At 61.9% G+C, this 18,371-nt stretch carries 19 protein-coding genes; 7 read left to right on the top strand and 12 right to left on the bottom strand.

Annotated features, from left to right (window positions below; genetic code table 11):
- Window positions 1–3: 3 nt before the first annotated feature.
- The 4 genes from fliS to CVS27_RS07910 form a co-directional block, all read right to left on the bottom strand.
- Window positions 4–426: a flagellar export chaperone FliS gene (fliS, locus tag CVS27_RS07925; protein ID WP_243400093.1), complete on the bottom strand. Its 423-nt coding sequence runs from the start codon at window positions 424–426 to the stop codon at window positions 4–6.
- Window positions 426–1,814 (bottom strand): flagellar filament capping protein FliD, encoded by a 1,389-nt coding sequence (gene fliD / locus CVS27_RS07920; protein ID WP_103465193.1) that lies wholly within the window; start codon window positions 1,812–1,814, stop codon window positions 426–428. Before fliD ends, fliS begins: the two co-directional genes overlap by 1 nt.
- A gap of 133 nt (window positions 1,815–1,947) precedes the next feature.
- Entirely contained in the window at window positions 1,948–3,123 is a 1,176-nt protein-coding gene (locus CVS27_RS07915) for a flagellin N-terminal helical domain-containing protein (RefSeq protein ID WP_103465192.1), read from the bottom strand.
- Between the two features lie 127 nt (window positions 3,124–3,250).
- Complete coding sequence (locus tag CVS27_RS07910; RefSeq protein WP_103465191.1) at window positions 3,251–4,096, bottom strand: sigma-70 family RNA polymerase sigma factor; 846 nt, start codon at window positions 4,094–4,096, stop codon at window positions 3,251–3,253.
- 230 nt (window positions 4,097–4,326) lie between these two features.
- On the opposite strand from CVS27_RS07910, the gene CVS27_RS07905 reads away from it, so the two are divergent.
- The 4 genes from CVS27_RS07905 to CVS27_RS07890 are packed head-to-tail and all read left to right on the top strand — an operon-like array spanning window position 4,327 to window position 7,518.
- Complete coding sequence (locus CVS27_RS07905) at window positions 4,327–4,809, top strand: flagellar protein FlgN (protein WP_103465190.1); 483 nt, start codon at window positions 4,327–4,329, stop codon at window positions 4,807–4,809.
- Between the two features lie 18 nt (window positions 4,810–4,827).
- A complete protein-coding gene (gene flgK, locus CVS27_RS07900; protein ID WP_103465189.1) occupies window positions 4,828–6,246 on the top strand; it encodes a flagellar hook-associated protein FlgK in 1,419 nt (472 codons plus the stop codon).
- A gap of 19 nt (window positions 6,247–6,265) precedes the next feature.
- Window positions 6,266–7,135, top strand: a complete 870-nt coding sequence (locus CVS27_RS07895; protein ID WP_243399767.1) for a flagellin N-terminal helical domain-containing protein — start codon at window positions 6,266–6,268, stop codon at window positions 7,133–7,135.
- Entirely contained in the window at window positions 7,132–7,518 is a 387-nt protein-coding gene (locus tag CVS27_RS07890; protein WP_103465187.1) for a flagellar assembly protein FliW, read from the top strand. The genes CVS27_RS07895 and CVS27_RS07890 overlap by 4 nt, the downstream gene beginning before the upstream one ends.
- A 99-nt stretch (window positions 7,519–7,617) precedes the next feature.
- Here CVS27_RS07890 and fdhA read toward each other — a convergent pair whose 3' ends face one another.
- The 5 genes from fdhA to CVS27_RS07865 all read right to left on the bottom strand — a co-directional run bounded on the left by fdhA (window position 7,618) and on the right by CVS27_RS07865 (window position 12,714).
- Window positions 7,618–8,829, bottom strand: a complete 1,212-nt coding sequence (fdhA, locus tag CVS27_RS07885) for a formaldehyde dehydrogenase, glutathione-independent (protein ID WP_103465186.1) — start codon at window positions 8,827–8,829, stop codon at window positions 7,618–7,620.
- A gap of 210 nt (window positions 8,830–9,039) precedes the next feature.
- Window positions 9,040–9,558: a mycothiol transferase gene (locus CVS27_RS07880; protein ID WP_306418484.1), complete on the bottom strand. Its 519-nt coding sequence runs from the start codon at window positions 9,556–9,558 to the stop codon at window positions 9,040–9,042.
- A 203-nt stretch (window positions 9,559–9,761) separates the two neighbouring features.
- Complete coding sequence (locus CVS27_RS07875; RefSeq protein WP_103465185.1) at window positions 9,762–10,397, bottom strand: LutC/YkgG family protein; 636 nt, start codon at window positions 10,395–10,397, stop codon at window positions 9,762–9,764.
- On the bottom strand, window positions 10,394–11,920 hold the full coding sequence (locus CVS27_RS07870; RefSeq protein ID WP_103465184.1) for a LutB/LldF family L-lactate oxidation iron-sulfur protein: 1,527 nt from the start codon (window positions 11,918–11,920) through the stop codon (window positions 10,394–10,396). Before CVS27_RS07870 ends, CVS27_RS07875 begins: the two co-directional genes overlap by 4 nt.
- The gene (locus tag CVS27_RS07865; protein ID WP_103465183.1) at window positions 11,917–12,714 is read right to left on the bottom strand and encodes a (Fe-S)-binding protein; all 798 of its coding nucleotides are present in this window, start codon (window positions 12,712–12,714) and stop codon (window positions 11,917–11,919) included. Before CVS27_RS07865 ends, CVS27_RS07870 begins: the two co-directional genes overlap by 4 nt.
- A gap of 148 nt (window positions 12,715–12,862) precedes the next feature.
- Here CVS27_RS07865 and CVS27_RS07860 point away from each other — a divergent pair, with 148 nt between their 5' ends.
- The gene (locus tag CVS27_RS07860; RefSeq protein WP_103465182.1) at window positions 12,863–13,378 is read left to right on the top strand and encodes a DinB family protein; all 516 of its coding nucleotides are present in this window, start codon (window positions 12,863–12,865) and stop codon (window positions 13,376–13,378) included.
- A gap of 21 nt (window positions 13,379–13,399) precedes the next feature.
- On the opposite strand, the gene CVS27_RS07855 is transcribed toward CVS27_RS07860, so the two are convergent.
- Window positions 13,400–13,855 carry an Lrp/AsnC family transcriptional regulator gene (locus CVS27_RS07855; RefSeq protein WP_103465181.1) on the bottom strand — a complete coding sequence of 152 codons (456 nt, stop codon included), beginning with the start codon at window positions 13,853–13,855 and terminating at the stop codon, window positions 13,400–13,402.
- Between the two features lie 104 nt (window positions 13,856–13,959).
- Between CVS27_RS07855 and CVS27_RS07850 the strand changes: the two genes are divergently transcribed.
- A complete protein-coding gene (locus CVS27_RS07850) occupies window positions 13,960–14,652 on the top strand; it encodes a LysE family translocator (protein ID WP_103465180.1) in 693 nt (230 codons plus the stop codon).
- Between the two features lie 89 nt (window positions 14,653–14,741).
- On the opposite strand, the gene CVS27_RS07845 is transcribed toward CVS27_RS07850, so the two are convergent.
- Complete coding sequence (locus CVS27_RS07845) at window positions 14,742–15,776, bottom strand: adenosine deaminase (RefSeq protein WP_103465179.1); 1,035 nt, start codon at window positions 15,774–15,776, stop codon at window positions 14,742–14,744.
- Between the two features lie 46 nt (window positions 15,777–15,822).
- Window positions 15,823–16,962 (bottom strand): type I restriction enzyme HsdR N-terminal domain-containing protein, encoded by a 1,140-nt coding sequence (locus CVS27_RS07840; protein ID WP_103465178.1) that lies wholly within the window; start codon window positions 16,960–16,962, stop codon window positions 15,823–15,825.
- 305 nt (window positions 16,963–17,267) lie between these two features.
- Here CVS27_RS07840 and CVS27_RS07835 point away from each other — a divergent pair, with 305 nt between their 5' ends.
- On the top strand, window positions 17,268–18,368 hold the full coding sequence (locus tag CVS27_RS07835) for a DUF475 domain-containing protein (protein ID WP_243400091.1): 1,101 nt from the start codon (window positions 17,268–17,270) through the stop codon (window positions 18,366–18,368).
- Window positions 18,369–18,371: the final 3 nt, after the last annotated feature.

Genomic DNA, 18,371 nt, shown 5'->3' with positions numbered 1-18,371 from the left:
AGATCATGAGCTGTAGCCGCCGCCCTGGGCCGCCGGAATGGCGCCTGTGGGGAGGGCAGCCGCCTCATGCCAGGCGAGCCGGAGCGGCTCAAGCAGGGCAATGCATTCCTGGGTGAGCAGGCGGTCACGCTGAATGTTGGCCTGCAGCAGCGTGGACCCGGCATAGTTGTAAACACCCAGCAGCTGGTCGGCGCCGTCCCACAGTTCCGGCTTCAGGGAACCCGAGAGCTCGCTGATGATGTCCTGGGCGTGGAGCAGGTTTTCACTGGCCGTTTCCCAGTCCTCGGCATTTTGCGCGGTTTCGGCCCGGGCAAGGTCCAGCAGGAGCCTGTCGAAGAGCATGGTCAGGAGCCGGGCCGGCGGCGCCGAGAGGATGGCATCACGCTGGTAGGCGTTGAGCGCCTTGGTGCGGTTGGGTGTTGTCATCATTTCTTGCTGTTCGCTGCGTCCATGGAACCGATTTGGGCTGTCAACCAACTTTGTTGCGACTGCATTTTGCTCATTTGCACCTCGAGGGATGTATAGACGGCTTGCAGGGATGAGCGGCGGTTGGCCAGCCGTAGATCCCAGTCAACAATTTGGGCATTGAGGTCATTGATGATGCTTTCCTGCCCCTTGACCCGTTGCGTGAGGGCGCCGTCGATCGGGTCGGAGATTGCCTTGGCCGTATCAGCAACACGCGAAGCAATGGTTTGGAGCATCTTCTCTGTGGCAACGGGGTCTTTGGCGTAGGCGGCAGCAAAGACGTCCGCGTCAAAGGCCAGGTCACCGTTCTTGGTGGTGTTGATGCCAATGGTTGCCGGGGACAGGCCGTCCACCGGCGCGGTGGCGGCAGTAAACAGCTTTGTCTTGGCATCGGACACTGTCCGCTCCCCGGTAAACAGGCCGCCCTTGGCGCTGGCCGTGCCACCCGTCCCCGCCCCGGCGGTGACCGTCGACTGGGTGAAGATGGAGCCGAGAATGACGTTGACGGCGCTGGCCAGCTCCTTCGCCGCTGCCGTGACCTTGCCGGCATCGCGGGCGACGGTGACGGCAACCGGGTCCGCGGAAAGCTTGTTGACGGTGATGTCAATGCCGGGGGCAATGGCTGCAAAGGTGTTGCTGGCCGAGGTGATGGACTGCTCGGCGGCTGTGCCGGCCCAGAGTGTCACTTGGGCGTCTTGGCCGGTGCGCAGGGTGGCCGAGCCGGCAACCCCTGCCAGGTTCACTGCAGTTCCGGCCCCAACCTCGGCGATGGTTCCCTGGTGGGCGGTAAAGGCATTTGCGGCGCCCGTGTCCTTGGCCGTCAGCTGGAGCCTGAATTGGGGGTCACCGTTGGCGTCCACGCCGGAGGCGACCTTCACGGCGGAGATTCCGGCGGCGGAGTGGTTGATGGCGTAGGCCATCTCGTCGAGAGAGCCGGTTTCGGCGGTGACCTCGGTTTTTGTGCCGTCGGCCTTGACGAAGGTCATGACGGCCGGCGTTGTGGGCCATTCCTTCATGGGGGCACTCACCATTGAGTGCGCCTGGGCCAGCTTGTTCACGGTCAGATCCAGGCTCGTGGCCTGGGCTCCGGATCCAAGTTTCGCAGTGATGGCGTCAGAGGACGATGTGGCCTGGTACATGTCCAGGCCACCAGCCTTGGCCAGGGCGGCTGCCTGCGTGGTCAGGGCAGCGAATTTGGTATTCAGCGCCTGCATGGCCGTCACCAGGGCGGTGTCGGTGACAACCTTGCCCTTCATGAGTGTCTGCGGGCGAGCCTCGGCAGCAATCAGCGCATTGATGATGTCCGTGGTTTTCAGCCCGGACGTCAGTCCGTCGATTCCCATGCCCATGAGGCGGTTCCTTTTCGCTGTGCAAAAGTGGTGCGTGCGTGATACTCGGGTTTTCGGCAATGGCCGCGGGAGCGAAATTCGCTCCCGCGGCCACCGAAGGGGTGCCGGCTGTCAAGCCAGCGGGCTACTCGATTTAGCCGAGGAGCTTCAGGACGCCCTGGTTGGCCTGGTTGGCTTGGGCCAACATGGCCGTTCCTGCCTGGGACAGGATGTTGGAGCGCGTGAAGCTGACCATTTCCGAAGCCATGTCCACATCGGTGATGCGTGACGCGGCGGCGGTCAGGTTTTCCTTGCCAACGTTGAGGTTGTTGACAGCCGACTCCAGGCGGTTCTGCACGGCACCGAGGTCGGCGCGGGCTTCGGAAACCGTCTTGATCTGCTCGTCGATCTTGTTCAGGGATGCCTGGGCCAGGGTGGAAGTAGAGAAGTCCAAGCCACCTGTCACGGTGGCACCCGAGGCACCGCCAGCCAGACCGGTTCCGGGGGTGCCGTTCGTGCCGTTCGTGAGTGTGCCACCGTCCTTGGCGGTAACCACGATGCCGGTTCCGGCACCGTTGGCGTTCTTCTCCACGCTCACCGTGAAGTTGGCCGAGAAAGCGGCGTCCTTGCCAAGTGCCGTGGCATAGTCCTCAACACTGGTGAACGTACCAGCAACGCCAAGGTCGGCGGTCGTGACTGTGGTTGCGACCCCACCCTTGGTCGTGGTGAAGGACGCTGCGCCAGCCACCAGGGTAACGTCGGCAATCGCGAACTTCGTGCCGGTGGTCGACAGGTCGCCGCCGTTGAGTGCGTTCGCAATGGCCTTGACGTTCGCGTTGGCGAGGTTGACGGTAATCTGGTCGTTCGCTGTGCCATCCGCCCCAACCTGGAACTTCAAGGCCGACTCCGTGCCATTCAGCAGTGACTTGCCGTTGAACTTTGTGGCCTCGGACATGCGGGTCAGTTCGTCAGTAAGCTGATCCGTTTCCTTCTTGATGGCGTCGCGTGAGTCCGAGTTGTTGGAATCGCTACTGCCCTGGACAGCCAGATCACGCATGCGCTGCAACATGGAGTGCACCTGGGTCAGGGCGCCTTCGGCTGTCTGGACAACGGAGATGCCGTCCTGGGCGTTGCGGGCGGCAACCGTGTAACCGTTGACCTGTGACTTCAGGCCCTCGGAGATGGCCATGCCGGCTGCGTCATCTGACGCACGGTTGATGCGCAGGCCGCTGGAGAGCTTCTCCATCGACTTGCCCAGTGCATTCTGGGTGGTGCTGAGGTTGCGGTAAGCGTTGTTAGCCGCGATGTTTGTGTTGACTTGCATGCCCATGAGTAAATCCTCCGTGAGTTTTGGGTTCTGTCGAAGCCGCCCATCCATGGGCAGCTAACCCACACTGTCGGCAGTTCGTGGCACGCCGTAAGCAACATCACCGCCGCCGTTTCACTCCTCAGTGTCGCTACCCTGTCTCACTACCGACGGCCGGGACCCCCGGCCTGTGGGGCATGTCGGCCATCGCCAGCCGTGCGCGCGTAGCGCCGCCGTAGCTGCGTGTGCCCAACTCGGCTAGGTAGTCCTCGCGGCGGGAGGCAGCGATCCGGGAGTGGGCGGGGGAGTCCGCCGTCGCGGTTGCCAAGTAGTGCCGTTCCAGCCCGTCCCGCAGCAGCCGCATCCCTTCGGTGCGCTGCTGGGACACGGCGGAATGGCTTGAGCCCAGCTCGGCGGCCAGTTCCTTGACGCTGCGATCCTGGTAGTAAACCTGTTCCACCACGTAGCGCATCTTGGCAGGCAGCGCGGAGACTGCGTGAGTCAGGAATTCCTCGTGCTCGGCCTGCACTAGCGCATCCTCGGGGCTTTGAGAGGTGTCGGCCACCATCTCGGAAATGATGTCCGTCAACGGCGTGATGGTGCGAGTGGCATCCAGGCGCGAAGCCTCCACCACGGCCCGCTCCACGCCCATGGCAGCGGCCAATTCATCCACCGTAGGCACACGGTTGAGCGCATTGGTCAGCGTCTCCTTGACGGCCGCCAGTTCACCCATTCTGGTGCGGGCACCCCGGGTGGCCCAATCATCGCGCCGGAGTTCGTCCGCAAAGGCACCCTTGATGCGGCGCCGGGCGTAGGCGCCAAAAGGGACACCGAGCCCTTCGTCGAAGGATTCGGCGCAGTGGATGAGAGCAGTGGCCCCCACTTGAGTCAGGTCTTCCCGGCTCAGGTGGTCTGCGCGCATGCAGATCTCCGCCACCAGGTACCCAACCAGTGGCAAATTTTGCACGACCAAGTCGTCGCGCTCAACGCGATTCAATTGTTTGCCCCCCTAGGCAATTCATAAGAGTGCAGCGACGGCACACCCCCAGAAATCAGCGGCCGTCGACAGCGCACATATGCAAGTAACTGTACGACACGATCAGCCCCCGAAATCGGCCCCACTGGGCCTGAAGGTGGATTTCAGGTTAAAACTGTCTAACCAGACAGGCTTAATTGCCGATAGTCTCGTATTGAAACCAAAACTGGGCCGATGAAAGGACTTATTCCATGGGTCCCGAGGAACTAACAACTTTATTGTGGCGTGAACGGGAACTGCTCGAACTCCTAGTTTTCAAGCTGGAGGAAGAGCACCTGATCCTCACGTCGGGCAAGACCCGGTGGCTGGACAACGCCACCCGCGAAGTCAGCCATGTTGTGAACCGGCTTCGCGCCGCCACGCTGGAGCGCACGGCCGTTGCCGCGGAGGTGGCCCTGAAGTGGGGCTTGACGGACGACGCCGGTTTGCTGGATCTGGCCGACGGCGCCCCTGCCGGGCCGTGGCAGGAAATCCTGAGCGACCACCACAGCGCCATGATGACAACTGTGGAGCAAATCCGTGGCTTGCGGGACACCAATCTGCAATTCTTGCGTGCCGGGTTGCGGTCAGCCCAGGACACAGCAGCCAACCTGACCACCGAGGCTGGTACATACGACCACCGTGGACACACCAGCCAGGACGCCGTTGCGCGGATCCTGGACCAAAGTGTCTAGATCCTAGTTGAGGAATACGTGAGTACTTTTAGTGGATTGAACACGGCCTTGTCCGGGCTCAATGCGGCAAGGACAGGTTTGAACACCACCGGCCAGAACCTGACCAACGTCAATACGGCAGGCTACACACGCCAGCGCGCTGAATTCGCGGCGCTGGGCACACCCGCCCGCGGCGCCCTCAACGATCTGGGCATCAAGGTGGGCCAGGGAGTCGGCGTCAGCGGCATCTCCCGCTTGGGCGATGCCTTCCTGGACGCGCGCGTACGCACCAGTTTCTCGGTCGCCGGCTACACCGGGGCCCGGGCCGATGCGTTAAACAGCATCGAGAAGACGCTCAACGAGCCGGGCCCCAACGGCATCTCCAGCCAGTTGCAGGGATTTTGGACCTCATGGCAGGGCGTCGCCAACACTCCCGGCGATGCCGCCTCCTCGGCCGTGCTGCTGGAGAAATCCGCAACTCTTCTCCAGAGCATCGCCTCCGGATACAAGGCCCTTGACGGCCAATGGTCCCAGACCAGATCCAACGCAAACACAGTTGTCCAGGACATCAATGGCACTGCCGCCCAACTCGCGTCGCTGAACAAGTCCATCCGTACGGCCGCAGCCTCGGGCACGCCCAGCAATGAACTCATTGACCAGCGCGATGCACTCACGGCCAAGATCGCCAATCTGACAGGCGGCACGGTGCGGGATCTGCCCGACGGTACGAATGAAATCCTGTTGGGCGGGAACGTGTTGTTGTCCGGCAGCACCGCCAACGAGTTGAAGCTTTCAGGCGCCACCAAGATGGCCGACGGCGGTACCGTCCAGCTGGAGTGGGCGCACCGCCCGGGTTCCGCCGTGGACCTCGACGGCGGCAAGCTGGCTGGCCTGTTGTCCGTCCTCAAGCCCGCTGAGGCGGCCGGCAGCGGGGGCATGATCGCCCAGACGGCGGCGTCCTACAACACCATGGCCGCGAAGCTGGCCAGTACAGTCAACCCGATTTATCAGGGCGGGGTGGCGCCCGACAAGACCACGGGGAAAGACTTCTTCGAGTTCAAGGCAGGGGTTCCGGCGGCACTGGGTCTCACGGTGGTGCCCAAGGATGCCGGCAGCATTCAAGTCGGCGCTCCCGGCGCTGGCGGCAAAGACGGCTCAATTGCCGCGGACATCTCGCAGCTGGGCACCGGCAAGGATTCCCCCGATGCAGTGTGGTCGGACACAGTGGTGCGCCTCGGCGTCGAGATCCAGACAGGGCTCCAGCAGGCGGTCCTGGCGGATGTTTCACTGACGAACGCCGTAGCCAGCCAGCAGTCCAACGCATCCGTGGACATTGACGAGGAAAATGTGAACTTGCTGGCGTACCAGCATGCCTATCAGGCCGCGGCACGAGTCATGACAGCCATCGACGAGGCACTTGATGTGCTCATCAACCAGACCGGAAGGGTGGGCCGCTAGCATGTTGGGCAGAGTCACCATGCAAACCACATCCACCGCGGCACAGCGCGGGATGCAGGCCAACGCGGCACGGCTGGCGGAGGCACAGCTGCGGGCCAATACGCTTCAAAAGAATGTCCGTCTCTCCGATGATCCCGCCGCGGCAGCCGACTCCCTTGCTGTGCGCGCAGCGCAGGCCCAGTCGGCCCAGCACGGCCGCAACATTGACAATGGCAACGGCTGGCTCACCACGGCCAACTCGGCCCTGGACACCTCTGTGGCGTTGCTGCAGCGTGTGCAGCAGCTCACCCTCCAGGGCGCCAATGGAGCCGCGTCCCCACAGGCCAAGGAGGCGATCGCCGTGGAGCTTGATTCCATCCGGGCCGACCTGCTAGTCCAGGCGAACACGAAGTACCTGGGCCGGACCATTTTTGCCGGGAACTCCGATGCGGGAAGCGCCTTCGTTGACGGCACCCCGCCCACATTTACCGGAGCGCCCGGCAGCACCGTCCAGCGGCGCATCAGTGGCGAGGCAAGCATTCGGGTCGATGCCGACGGTGCCGCCATCTTTGGTACCGCCGCAAATTCGGTGTTCGAGCTGATCTCCAAAGTTTCCGCCGATCTGCGCTCAGGAGCTGACGTCTCCGCGTCCATAGGCCCCGTCAACGTAGCCCTCGAGAAGGTGATTGGACAGCGCTCCGAGGTAGGCGCCAGGCATGCCGAACTGCTCCGGGCCAAGGACATCAACGTCAGCTCTCAGGTTGACTTGGAATCCCAGCGTGCCAGCGTTGAAGACCTTGATTTGGGCAAGGCAATCCTTGACCTGAAGACGCAGGAGCTGGCCTACCAGGCATCCCTGAGTGTCACGGCGAAGGTGCTGTCAACCACCCTGATGGACTTCCTGCGATGAGCCCGGCCGTCACGAACCTGGAACAGCTGCGTTTCCTGAGCCCGCCGCCGGGCCTGGAACCGAGCACCGATTTCACGCTGACCCAAATTGCCGACACGCCGGGCCTGTTTTCCCTGACCTCCCTACACGGTGCTGCGAGGCTTTTTGTGCTGGATCCGGCCGTGTATATTTCGGCATACACACCGCGGCTGCCGGCGGCGGAGCTCGCCGCCATCGGCGCGAGCCAGGAGTCATCCTTGGTCCTGGTGGTAGTCAATCCAGGAGTCACGAGCACTGTGAACCTGTCAGCACCCATTGTGGTCAACCCCGACAATGGCGTTTGTGCTCAAATCATTTTGGAAGGCACCGACTGGCCGCTGCGCCACCCCCTGTCTCCGGCCTAAAGAATTTGTGTGGCAGATATTGGAGCAAATCGACCCAAATTCGGGCTAATCGGTCCAATATCTGCCACACAGGTGGGATGGGCGAAACTGCAGGTCCGGCTAGTTCAGGTAGCCGTTCGGGTTGAGGACGTACTTCGTGGCAGCACCGGCGTCGAACTCGGCGTAGCCGCGCGGTGCATCCATGAGGGGAATCGCCTTGGCGTTGACGTTCTTGGCAATGGAGACCTTGTCATGCAGGATCGCCATCATCAGGCCGCGGTTGTACTTCATAACCGGGCACTGCCCCGTTGTGAAGGACAGTGATTTGGCCCAGCCGGTGCCAAGGCTCAGGCTCAGCGCCCCCTTTTGTGCCGCGGCGTCAATGCCGCCGGGATCGCCTGTGACGTACAGGCCGGGAATACCCATTGAGCCACCGGCTGCCGTGATGTCCATGAGCGAGTTCAGCACGGTTGCTGGCGCCTCACCGGCCCCATGTCCATGACCTTTCGCTTCGAAGCCCACAGCATCGACTGCGCAGTCCACCTCGGGAACGCCTAGCAGCTGCTCAATCTGGCTGCCTGGATCTCCCTGCGAAAGATCAATGGTTTCACAACCAAAGGTCCGTGCCTGCGCCAGCCGGCTGGCGTTCATGTCACCGACAATCACCACAGCTGCCCCCAACAAATGCGCGCTGGTGGCAGCTGCCAAACCAACGGGGCCGGCACCGGCAATGTAAACAGTGGAGCCCACTGTGACACCGGCAGTGACGGCACCATGGAAACCTGTGGGGAAGATGTCCGAGAGCATTGTCAGATCCAGCATCTTTTCCAACGCCTGGTCCCGGTCCGGGAACTTCAACAAATTCCAGTCGGCATAAGGGACCAGAACATACTCAGCCTGGCCACCAACCCAACCACCCATGTCAACATAGCCGTAGGCGCTGCCTGGCCTGTCGGGGTTCACATTCAGGCAAATGCCGGTCTTGCGTTCCTTGCAATTGCGGCAGCGGCCGCAGGAAATGTTGAAGGGAACCGAGCAGATGTCCCCCACCTTGATAAATTCAACATCCGGCCCCACCTCAATCACTTCACCAGTGATTTCATGGCCCAACACCAGATCCGAGGGAGCAGTGGTGCGTCCGCGCACCATGTGCTGGTCGGATCCACAAATATTGGTGGCTACTGTGCGCAGGATGACGCCATGGGGCACTTTGCGCCCCACATTGGCCGGGTTGACGCCCGGCCCGTCCTTGAGTTCAAACGTTGGATAGGCGACGTCAATGACCTCAACCACTCCCGGTCCCTTGTAGGCAACGGCTTTGTTTCCTGACATGGATATGTTTCCTTCCTAGTTAGTTCAGAAGGTCCCTAGTGAAACCTTCTAGTGCAACAAGAAAACAACCCCATGTAGCCACCAGCGCAGACGCCAGGCACAAAAAGTGCCGGTGCTTGAGGGCGGACTATGGGGTTCCAGTCAGTCTATGGGCGGATCACCAAATATGTAAGGGTCGTTTCTCAAGGGCAGCATCCCGCGGCGGCTGCCTTAGATGGCTCGCGGCAAGCCCTTGACGTAGGCTGCCTGGCCGCCGTGCTGCACGCAGTCGTCAGCAATGCTGATGAGGCGCACACCCAGCGTGACGGGCGGGTTCCACCGACTATCCACCACCCTGTCAAGGTCGGCATCCTCCAAGGTGCCAATAAAGTCCAGACTCTGCGCAAGCACTGCCTGGTGATATTGACGCAGGAGGTCCGTGGAGTCGAGGTGCACGGCATCGACCTGCTGTGTTGAATGGCCATACCCGGTGCTGTCGTGTTCCAAGTCAAAGGCGAATCGCTGGGCATAGGCGCCGCGGTGCCAGACTGATTCCACACCTGCCACCTGCGCCATTTGTTCATCCTGGCTGCGGCACAGGTGCCAAATGAGCCAGGCGATGGAATTCCCGCTCCCGGCCGGGCGCCAGTTCGCTTTGTCCACCTCCAGCCCGGTGAGGACACCGGAAACAATGGTGTCGATGCGGCTGTAGGCGTCTGCCAGTAACTCCGAGGATCTCATGCTGGCCATGCTTCCACCGCAGGCGCCGCTTGGGAACCCCATCGGGCCCAAAATTCCCCGCATCACTGAGCCCACAACAACTCAACTAGCCCGCGGAAAACGCCGAAAATACGCGATTTCGTGCCATTTTTCGGCGTTGGGCCCGGGCGCCCGAGGGTTCCCTGGCCGAGGAACGAGGCTGGGGAGGGCGTGGGGAGGGTCAGGTCAGAATGCTACGTCAGGATCATCACGTCCAGGGTGCGCGGGCCATGGACGCCCTCAACGCGTTCAAGTTCAATGTCGCTCGTGGCGCTAGGCCCGCTGATCCAGGTCTGCGGGCGGCTTGCCTCCAGGCGTGCAATGGCCTCGGGCAGCACCTCCACAATGTCCGCGGCATGGAGCAGGCAGATGTGCCTGTCCGGGACCAGCGAGATGATCCGCCGGCCCTGATCGTCGCTGCCGTCCAGCATGATGGTGCCGGTCTCCGAAACTGCCGTCGCAGCACCCGTGACCACAGCGTCAACTGCGTCCAACTCGGCCACGGTGAGGCGGCGCTCCGGCGAGTCAACATGCACAGCCGGCGCCCCGGCGTCGTCCTTCAGTGCCGAAAGCCACTCCTGGGGCAGCCCGTGCGGAACCACAATGGAGGAGGTGCCAGCCAGCAGTTCGGCCAGCTTGGCGGGCACGTCTGCTGCCGGGGTGAGAAAAACGTTGGCCTTGTAGTCCACCAGCCTGTCCACCAGCTGTTCCAGCCGTTGCGCGTCGCTCATGGTGGAGCTGCGGCGGTACGCCCGGGGCACCACAGGGGTCTCCGGGGCGTCACGCAGCGCCGATTTGATCCGGTTCATGATGTCCTCGCGGGCGCTCATGCCTGCTCCCCTTCGTTTATTGTGGTGCCGGGCACGACGGCGGCACCGGGCTTGTGCTCCTTGTCCCACCATTGGCGGAACGATTGGCTGGGCGGGGCTGGAATGTTCCTGCTTTGGGTCCAGCCGCCGGCGATGCCGGGCAGTTTTTTGATGACCTTGTCCCGGCCCGCCACCAGCTTGCCCAGAGGCAGGCCCTTTTCCAGCAGATTCAGGTGCGATCCGCTGGAGAACGCCCACTGCGCCCCCTTCATCATGAGGTCCATCTGGGTGGGGACCTTGAGCTTGGCGCGTTTGGAATCCACGTCCTCGCCGCGCAGGTGGACAAGAATTTCGGGGATGTTGATCTTCACGGGGCAGGCATCGAAACATGCACCGCAGAGTGAGGAGGCGTAGGGCAGGGAGCTGTTTTCCTCGCTCTTGATGCCCGTCATGAGTGGGGAAAGAATGGCACCAATGGGGCCCGGGTAGGTGGAGCCGTAGGCGTGCCCGCCGGTGCGCTCGTACACGGGGCACACGTTCATGCAGGCTGAACAGCGGATGCAGTTCAGCGCCGTCCGGCCATATTCATCGGCCAAGGCAGCCGTGCGGCCGTTGTCCAGCATGACCAGGTGCACATTTTGCGGGCCGTCGCCGGGGGTGACTCCAGTCCACAGGGAGGTGTACGGGTTCATCCGTTCACCTGTGGAGGACCGGGGCAGCAACTGCATGAACACCTCAAGGTCGCTCCACGTGGGCAGCAGCTTCTCAATGCCCATGACGGTGATAAGGGTTTCCGGCAGGGTCAGGCACATGCGGCCGTTGCCTTCGGATTCCACAACAGTCAGCGTGCCCGTATCCGCAAGCCCAAAGTTGGCGCCGGAGACAGCCACCTTGGCGGAAAGGAACTTCTTGCGCAGGTGCTTGCGCGCCGCCTCGGCCAGGCGTGCCGGTTCATCCGTGAGGTTCGGGTCCACCACCGGCATTTCTCGCAGGAAGATCTCCCGGACCTGGCTGCGGTTCTTGTGAATCGCGGGCACCAGGATGTGGCTGGGCTTGTCGTGGTCAAGCTGCACAATGAGCTCGGCCAGGTCGGTCTCATAGGCGGCGATGCCCTGCTCTTCCAGGTATTCGTTCAGACCGATCTCCTGGGTGGCCATGGACTTGACCTTGACCACCTCGGTTTCACCTGTTTCCCGGATCAAGGCGGTGACAATCTCATTGGCTTCCTGGGCGTCGCGGGCCCAGTGGATGATGCCGCCACGTGCAGTGAAGTTTGCTTCAAACTGCTCCAACAAGGCCGGCAGGTTCGCCATGGTGGCGTCCTTGATGGCGCTGCCAGCATTACGCATGTCCTCCCAATCGGGAAGCTCCGCCACCACCTTCAGGCGCTTGTCACGGATGGTGTGGGTCGCGTGGCCCAGGTTGGCGCGCAGCTGGGTGTTGGCCAGTTCCCTGCGGGCAGCCTGGGGGAAGGACTCCGTGGCGTTGATGTTGCCCTGGCCAAATACCGGCAGTGTTGGCATGCCCAGAAAAGTGTTGCTCATCGCTTGCTCCCTGCCAATTTGACGACGCCTGAGACGGTTGCGGGGTTTTCAAGGGTGCTGGCAAGGATCTCAGCAAAGTGGAGGGTGCCCACATCGCTGCCCTGCCGGGACAACCCGCCGCCAATGTGCAGGAGGCAGCTGGCGTCACCACCGGAGCACAACTCGGCTCCGGTGCCGCAGATGTTCGCTGCTTTGTCAGCATTCATGGCACTGGAGACGTCGGCATTCTTCATGGAGAACGTGCCACCAAAGCCGCAGCACTGCTCAGCCTCGGGCAGTTCCACCATCTCGATCCCACCCACGCTCGCCAGCAGGTTCAGCTGCCGGTCTTCCAGGCGCAGCAGCCGCATGCCGTGGCAGCTGGGGTGGTAGGTGACCTTGTGCGGGAAGTAGGATCCCAGCTGCTCGGCCGCGTTGGTGATGCCCAAGACATCTGTGAGCAGCTGTGAGAGTTCATAGGTTTTTGCGCCTACGACGGCGGCCCGGGCTTCCAGCGCTGCGTCACCGCATCGGCGGGCAACCAATTCGTGCTGGTGTTTCACACTGGCCACGCAGGATCCCGAGGGCGCCACGGCAACGTCGTAGTCGTCCGTGTCGAATGCTTCAACATGGTTGGCCACCACCGCGTGGGCTTCCTTGAAATAGCCAGAATTCACGTGCATCTGGCCGCAGCAGGCTTGCCCGGACGGGAACACCACCTCGTGTCCCAGCCGTTCCAGCAAGGCAACAGTGGCCTGTGCAGTGCGCGGATACATGGCGTCAACGATGCAGGTGGCGAACAGCGCAATTTTCATGATTCCCACTGTAGGGCAAAACGGCTGGGATGTGGACTGACCACACCCTAAGTTGCGAATCCGGCCACCCGATTCACTGGCTGCTTCCCCCGCCGAGCCCACTGCTGTAGCTTGGACGGCACAGGCACGGCCACCCAGGGAGACCACCATGTCCGCATCACCGCGTGCTTTGCGCGTTCCGCCGCAAGGGGATGAAAAGACGTGCCTGCATGTGGCGCTGCAACGCCACCGTGCCGCCGTCGTGTGGAAGCTCGACGGCGTCTCAGACACCGATCTGCGCCGCCCCATGGTTCCATCCGGGACGAATCTTTTGGGCCTGATCAAGCATTTGGCGGCGGTGGAATACGGCTGGTTTTGCGAGACCTTTGGCCGGCCCACCGAACCGCTGCCCGATGTGGATGCAGATCCCGAAGCCGACATGCGGGCCACCGCCGAGGAGACCACGGCAGGTATCCTAGCCTTCTACCAGCGCGCCTGCGCCGCCGCGGATGAGGTGATTGCCGCCGTCGGACTTGAAGAGACGGGCAGCAGCTGGGACGGGGAGACGGTGTCCATGCGCTGGGTGCTGGTTCACATGGTGGAGGAAACCGCCCGCCATGCCGGGCATGCGGACATTGTCCGGGAGCTGATCGACCACGGCACCGGGGACCACAACTTCGGCTGAGCCGGAACCCGGGCCGGGAAGTTACAGCGGCAGGCCAGCGCCGGGCTTGAGATTCTTCATGACAAGGGTTGAGCGCAGCCGCAGCACACCCGGAAGGCTTGTCAGCTCGGTGTCATAGAACTTTTGGTAGTCGTTCAAATCCCGGGCCATGACTTTGAGAATGTAGTCGGGGTCGCCAAACAAGCGCTGGGCCGAGGTGATGCGGGTGTTCGCTGCCACCTGCGCCTCAAAGTCGTCAATGGTGTCCCTGTCCACCTGCGCCAGCGTCACGAACACCAGCGCCTCAAAACCGAGACCCACTGAGCTGGGATTGATGACAGCCCGGTAGCCGCTAATGGCGCCGGACGCCTCCAAATCCTTGAGCCGGCGATGGCAGGGCGCCACCGTCAAACCCACCTGGGCGGCCAGTGCAGTGGCGCTCATCCGGCCCTCATTTTGGAGGGTGCGCAAAATTTCTCTGTCAATGGCGTCAATCACAGCAAAATCTTATCGCTCCTACGGTGGTTTGCGGCTAAAAAGGCAAACACTTATGGCGAGATTTTCCTTAAGCTTGCTCCTGTCAGCCCACCACAAGGAGCAGCATGGAACCGCAGGCACTCATTGGTTTCCTCATAGTTGCCGTCACCCTGACGTGCACGCCTGGCCCGGACTGGGCCTATTCCATTGCCGCGGGTCTGGGCAAGCGCAGCTTTCTCCCCGCCGTGGCGGGACTCTGCAGCGGCTACGTGCTGCACACCATCTTGCTCGCGGCGGGCATTGCAGCCCTCATGGCGGCCGTTCCAAGCCTGCTGATCTGGCTCACCGTGGCCGGCGCGGTGTACCTGCTGTGGCTGGGCGTCACGACTGCCAGGTCCTGGCGCAGCGCCGGCTTCATGACGGTGGGCCCCAACGGGGAGTTGCCGGCAGGCTCCCCGGGCGCGACTTCCTCCGGCACGCACATGGGCGCCTATCTCCAGGGTGTTGGCACCAGCAGCATCAACCCCAAGGGCATGCTGCTGTTCGTTGCCCTCACACCCCAGTTCATCAAGTCCGACGCCGCATTTTCGGTGCCGCTGCAATCCATGATTCTGGGCTTGACGTTCGTAGCCACAACAGCTGTCATCTACACCGCGATTGCCGCCGGCTCGCGCAAACTCCTGCGCTCACGACCGGGCGCGGCCAGTGGCGTGACACTCTCCAGCGGCATCATCATGTGCGCCTTGGGCGCCCTGCTCCTGGTGGAGCAGGCCGGCCCCGTCGTGGAGGTGGCGGGCCACTGGCTGGCCCGCGGCTAGAACTTTTGGCGCATATCTGCGCTTTGGCGGCTCATCAGCGGTTGGCGAACCGCTGATGAGCCGCCAAAGCGCAGAAGTGCATTCCTGAATCAGCCGTGGGTGTCACTCCACGCCGCCAGATCTGCCAACAACTCGCTTTTGCGCTCCGCCGAGGCAAAGGAGGAACGGATGGAGTTCCGTGCCAGCGTCTCCACCGTGGCGGCGTCCCACGCGAACTCAGCCACGAGCGCCGCAAAGTTGGCGCCCACATAGCCGCCAAAATACGCCGGATCATCGGAACTCACGCACACATTCAACCCCGCTTCGATCATCTGCGGCAAGGGGTGGGCGGCCAGCGTATCAACTGCCCGCAGGCGCACATTGGAGAGCGGGCACACGGTCAGCGGAACCTGCTCCGTCACCAACCGCTTGATCAAGAATTTGTCTTCCACAGCCCTGATCCCGTGGTCAATGCGTTCCACACCCAACAAATCCAGGGCATCCTCCACGTAGCTGGGCGGTCCTTCCTCGCCCGCGTGGGCCACCAGATGCAGACCCGCTTCCTTGGCCCGCTGGTAGAGACGCACAAACTTCGACGGCGGATTCCCCACCTCCGCAGAGTCCAGGCCAATGCCCATGATGGGTGCCCGCATGTGAAGCAGTGCCTCCAAAACAGCCAGCGCCGACTCCTCCGACTCGTCGCGCAGGAACGCGGCAATCAGCCCCGTGGAGATGCCAAACTCAGCCTCGCTGGAAGCCAGCGCGGCAGCGATGCCGTTGACCGCCGTCGAAAGTTCCACGCCACGGGCCACATGCGCCTGGGGGTCAAACATGATCTCAACGTGGCGCACCCCGGATTCCTTGGCGCGGGCCAGGTAGGCCCGGGTCATGTCGGCAAAATCGGCCTCGGAGATCAGGACAGCCATGTTGGCGTAGTACAGGTTCAAAAATGACTGCAGATCACTGAACTCGTACTGTTCGCGCAACGTTTCCAGGGTGGGAAACGGCAGCGTGATGCCATTGCGGGCAGCAAGGGCCAGGATCAGCTCCGGTTCCAGGGTGCCTTCAATGTGCAGGTGCAGCTCCGCCTTAGGCAGGGCTGTCAGCGCGGCGGAGTCGATATTTTTCGGAGCAGCTGTGGTCATTGCGCAAGTCTACGGCCGCAGCATGACCGCAGCCGGCAGGTCCCCGCTAAGACTTGAAAAGCTTCGCAATGAGCTTCGGATCTACAATCTCGGTCCGGATCACCTCACTCAGTGCCTCCGGCGTGGTGGTGGTTCCAGTCCGCCTTTTCACTTCCTTGCGCATCTGGTCAAGGATGGCCTCGGACAGGATCACATCCAAAAGGGCGCCGGGTTCTGTTGCCGCCCGGTGCTTCCAGGATTCGTCAATGCGGCGACGCTTCAGGGCTTCTCTGTGCAGCAAGAACATGAACTCGGCCTTTTCTTCGAACGACGCCGGACCGAGCAGGTCAATCTCGAAGGCCATGTTGACCACCACGGGCAGCCCTCCAGTCAGGTGGTAGGCCTGCCACACGGCACCGTTGGTGAGAACCATCCATTCAATACCCTCATTGACGGCATACATCTGGACCTGGCGAAGATGCCTTTCGTTCAGTTTCTGGCTGATGCGCTTGACCTCGATAAACGCCACGAGCTGCTTGTCGATCCGGACACCGTAGTCGGCAAAGTCCTGCCGGACCATGTATTCCGTGGTCAGGTCCCTGAACTTGTCGTAGTCCAAACCCTCACAGAGGATGTCGGTGACAACAAGTCGGGTGTCACCCTCATTGGCGTCCCGGGCTTTCAAGTCATGCAAGGGTTTTGTGTAGCGTTTAATGGCCTCGAGCACCTGCTCCCTGGCCATTGATTCCCACTTGGGCGTGCGGCTTGAAGGAAGGGCCTCCTGGGCGTTCAAGGCCGGCGATTTCACGGCCTTGGCTGGCTTGGCTGCATTTTCTAAGATTGCCGCTTCCACGGTTGCCGCGGCGGCCTCTGCGCCCGGGGCGACGGGTTCATCCACTGCCGCCTGAGTTGCAACCGACTGGGACGCAGCTGTCACTTCGGCTGGAACCCTAAGGCTGTCAGGCAACTGCAGGTAGGGGTCCGTGACACCGAAGGCGGCCTGTCCCATCAACCAGTTGAGCGTTGCGGCCCAAGTCTGAACAAGGGCCGAATCGATGCCTGCGTGTTCAGCACTCTTCGCCACGGCAATCTGCGCCAGATGAACAGTCGTTGGAACCTCGTGACCTGCATCCGCAGCGTCCTCCGCCCACCTGCTCAACGCCTGCAACCGGAGCTGTGATTTTGCATCAAGTGCCGCATTTTCCATGTCTTGATTCCCCTCAATCGTTTTTCGGTCCGGGCGCTAGGTGGCAGCTGGGAACACTATTGCCCTCAGATCGCCTTGCCCGCCAGTCTAGGCGGGCACTCGAGCGATTTGCGGCCAATACCCAGCGTTTTCCCAGCTTTATTGCCCGCATTCCATTAGGAATATGTAGTGGGAGTGGAGATAATTGAGTTTGAACGATTTCTCATCTGTTCCACCGGGGCAGATGGGTCCGTAAGAGCATCGACCATGATTCCTTAAGTCAGCATTGTTTGGGGAACTTTTGAGGAGCTTGTCAGCGCGTGTTCATGAAAACGTTTGGGTGGTCGTTCGCGATCTCCGCAGTGGCTCTCATTGTCGCGTTCATTTATGGCGGCCTTGAAGCACTTATTCTCTGCGCAATCCTGGGCGTTCTTGAAGTCAGCCTGAGCTTCGACAACGCAGTGGTTAACGCCCGCATCCTTGAAAGGATGAGCGCGTTCTGGCAGAAAATGTTCCTGACTGTGGGCATTTTGATAGCCGTTGTGGGCATGCGCGTTGCGTTCCCGCTGCTCATCGTGGGCGTGACAGCCAACCTCAACCCCGTTGAAGCCATCCGGTTGGCCATGGAAAAGGGCAGCATTGACGACCCCGGCTCCTACGCGTATCTTCTGCATGAAGCCCACCCGCAAATCGCCGCCTTTGGTGGCATTTTCCTGCTCATGCTGTTCCTTGACTTCATGTTTGAGGAGCGCGAGCTGCGCTGGTTGGGCCTGCTGGAACGGCCATTGGCGTTCGTGGGCCGCCTCAATGGGGCATCCCTGGTCATCGGCTTGCTGGTCCTGGTTGCTTCGGCAACCATGGTGCGCCCTGGCAAGGAAATCGACGTCCTAATCTCCGGCATTCTGGGCCTTGTCACGTACTTCCTGGTCCGTGGCCTGGGCGACTTGTTCGACGTCGACAACGACGGCGACACTGACGCCGACGACGCCGGGGCCCTCGCGAAGTCCGCCACGAGGGGCGTGGGCAAGGCCGTCGGCAAGGCGGCGTTCATGCTGTTCCTCTACCTTGAAGTCATCGATGCGTCCTTCTCGTTCGACGGCGTCATTGGCGCGTTCGCCATCACCTCCGACCCCATCATCATCGCCCTGGGCCTTGGCCTGATCGGCGCCATCTTTGTCCGCTCCCTGACCGTGTACCTGGTTCGCGAGGGTACCTTGGATGACTACGAATACCTGGACCACGGCGCGCATTGGGCCATCGGCGCCTTGGCCCTGATCTTGCTGCTAACCATTAGCGTAGAAATCAACGAAATCATCACAGGACTTATCGGCGTGCTGTTTATCGGCTCGGCGTTCATTTCATCAATTGTTCGCAACAAACGCGTGACTGCGGCAAGTCTGCCCTCGGTGGACCAGCTTTCCAGCTAGCGC

Origin of the sequence: Arthrobacter glacialis, assembly GCF_002909445.1 — a bacterium.
Taxonomy (GTDB): domain Bacteria; phylum Actinomycetota; class Actinomycetes; order Actinomycetales; family Micrococcaceae; genus Specibacter; species Specibacter glacialis.
The sequence above is the reverse complement of the archived record's forward strand: the minus strand, read 5'-3'. Positions and strand labels throughout refer to the sequence as shown.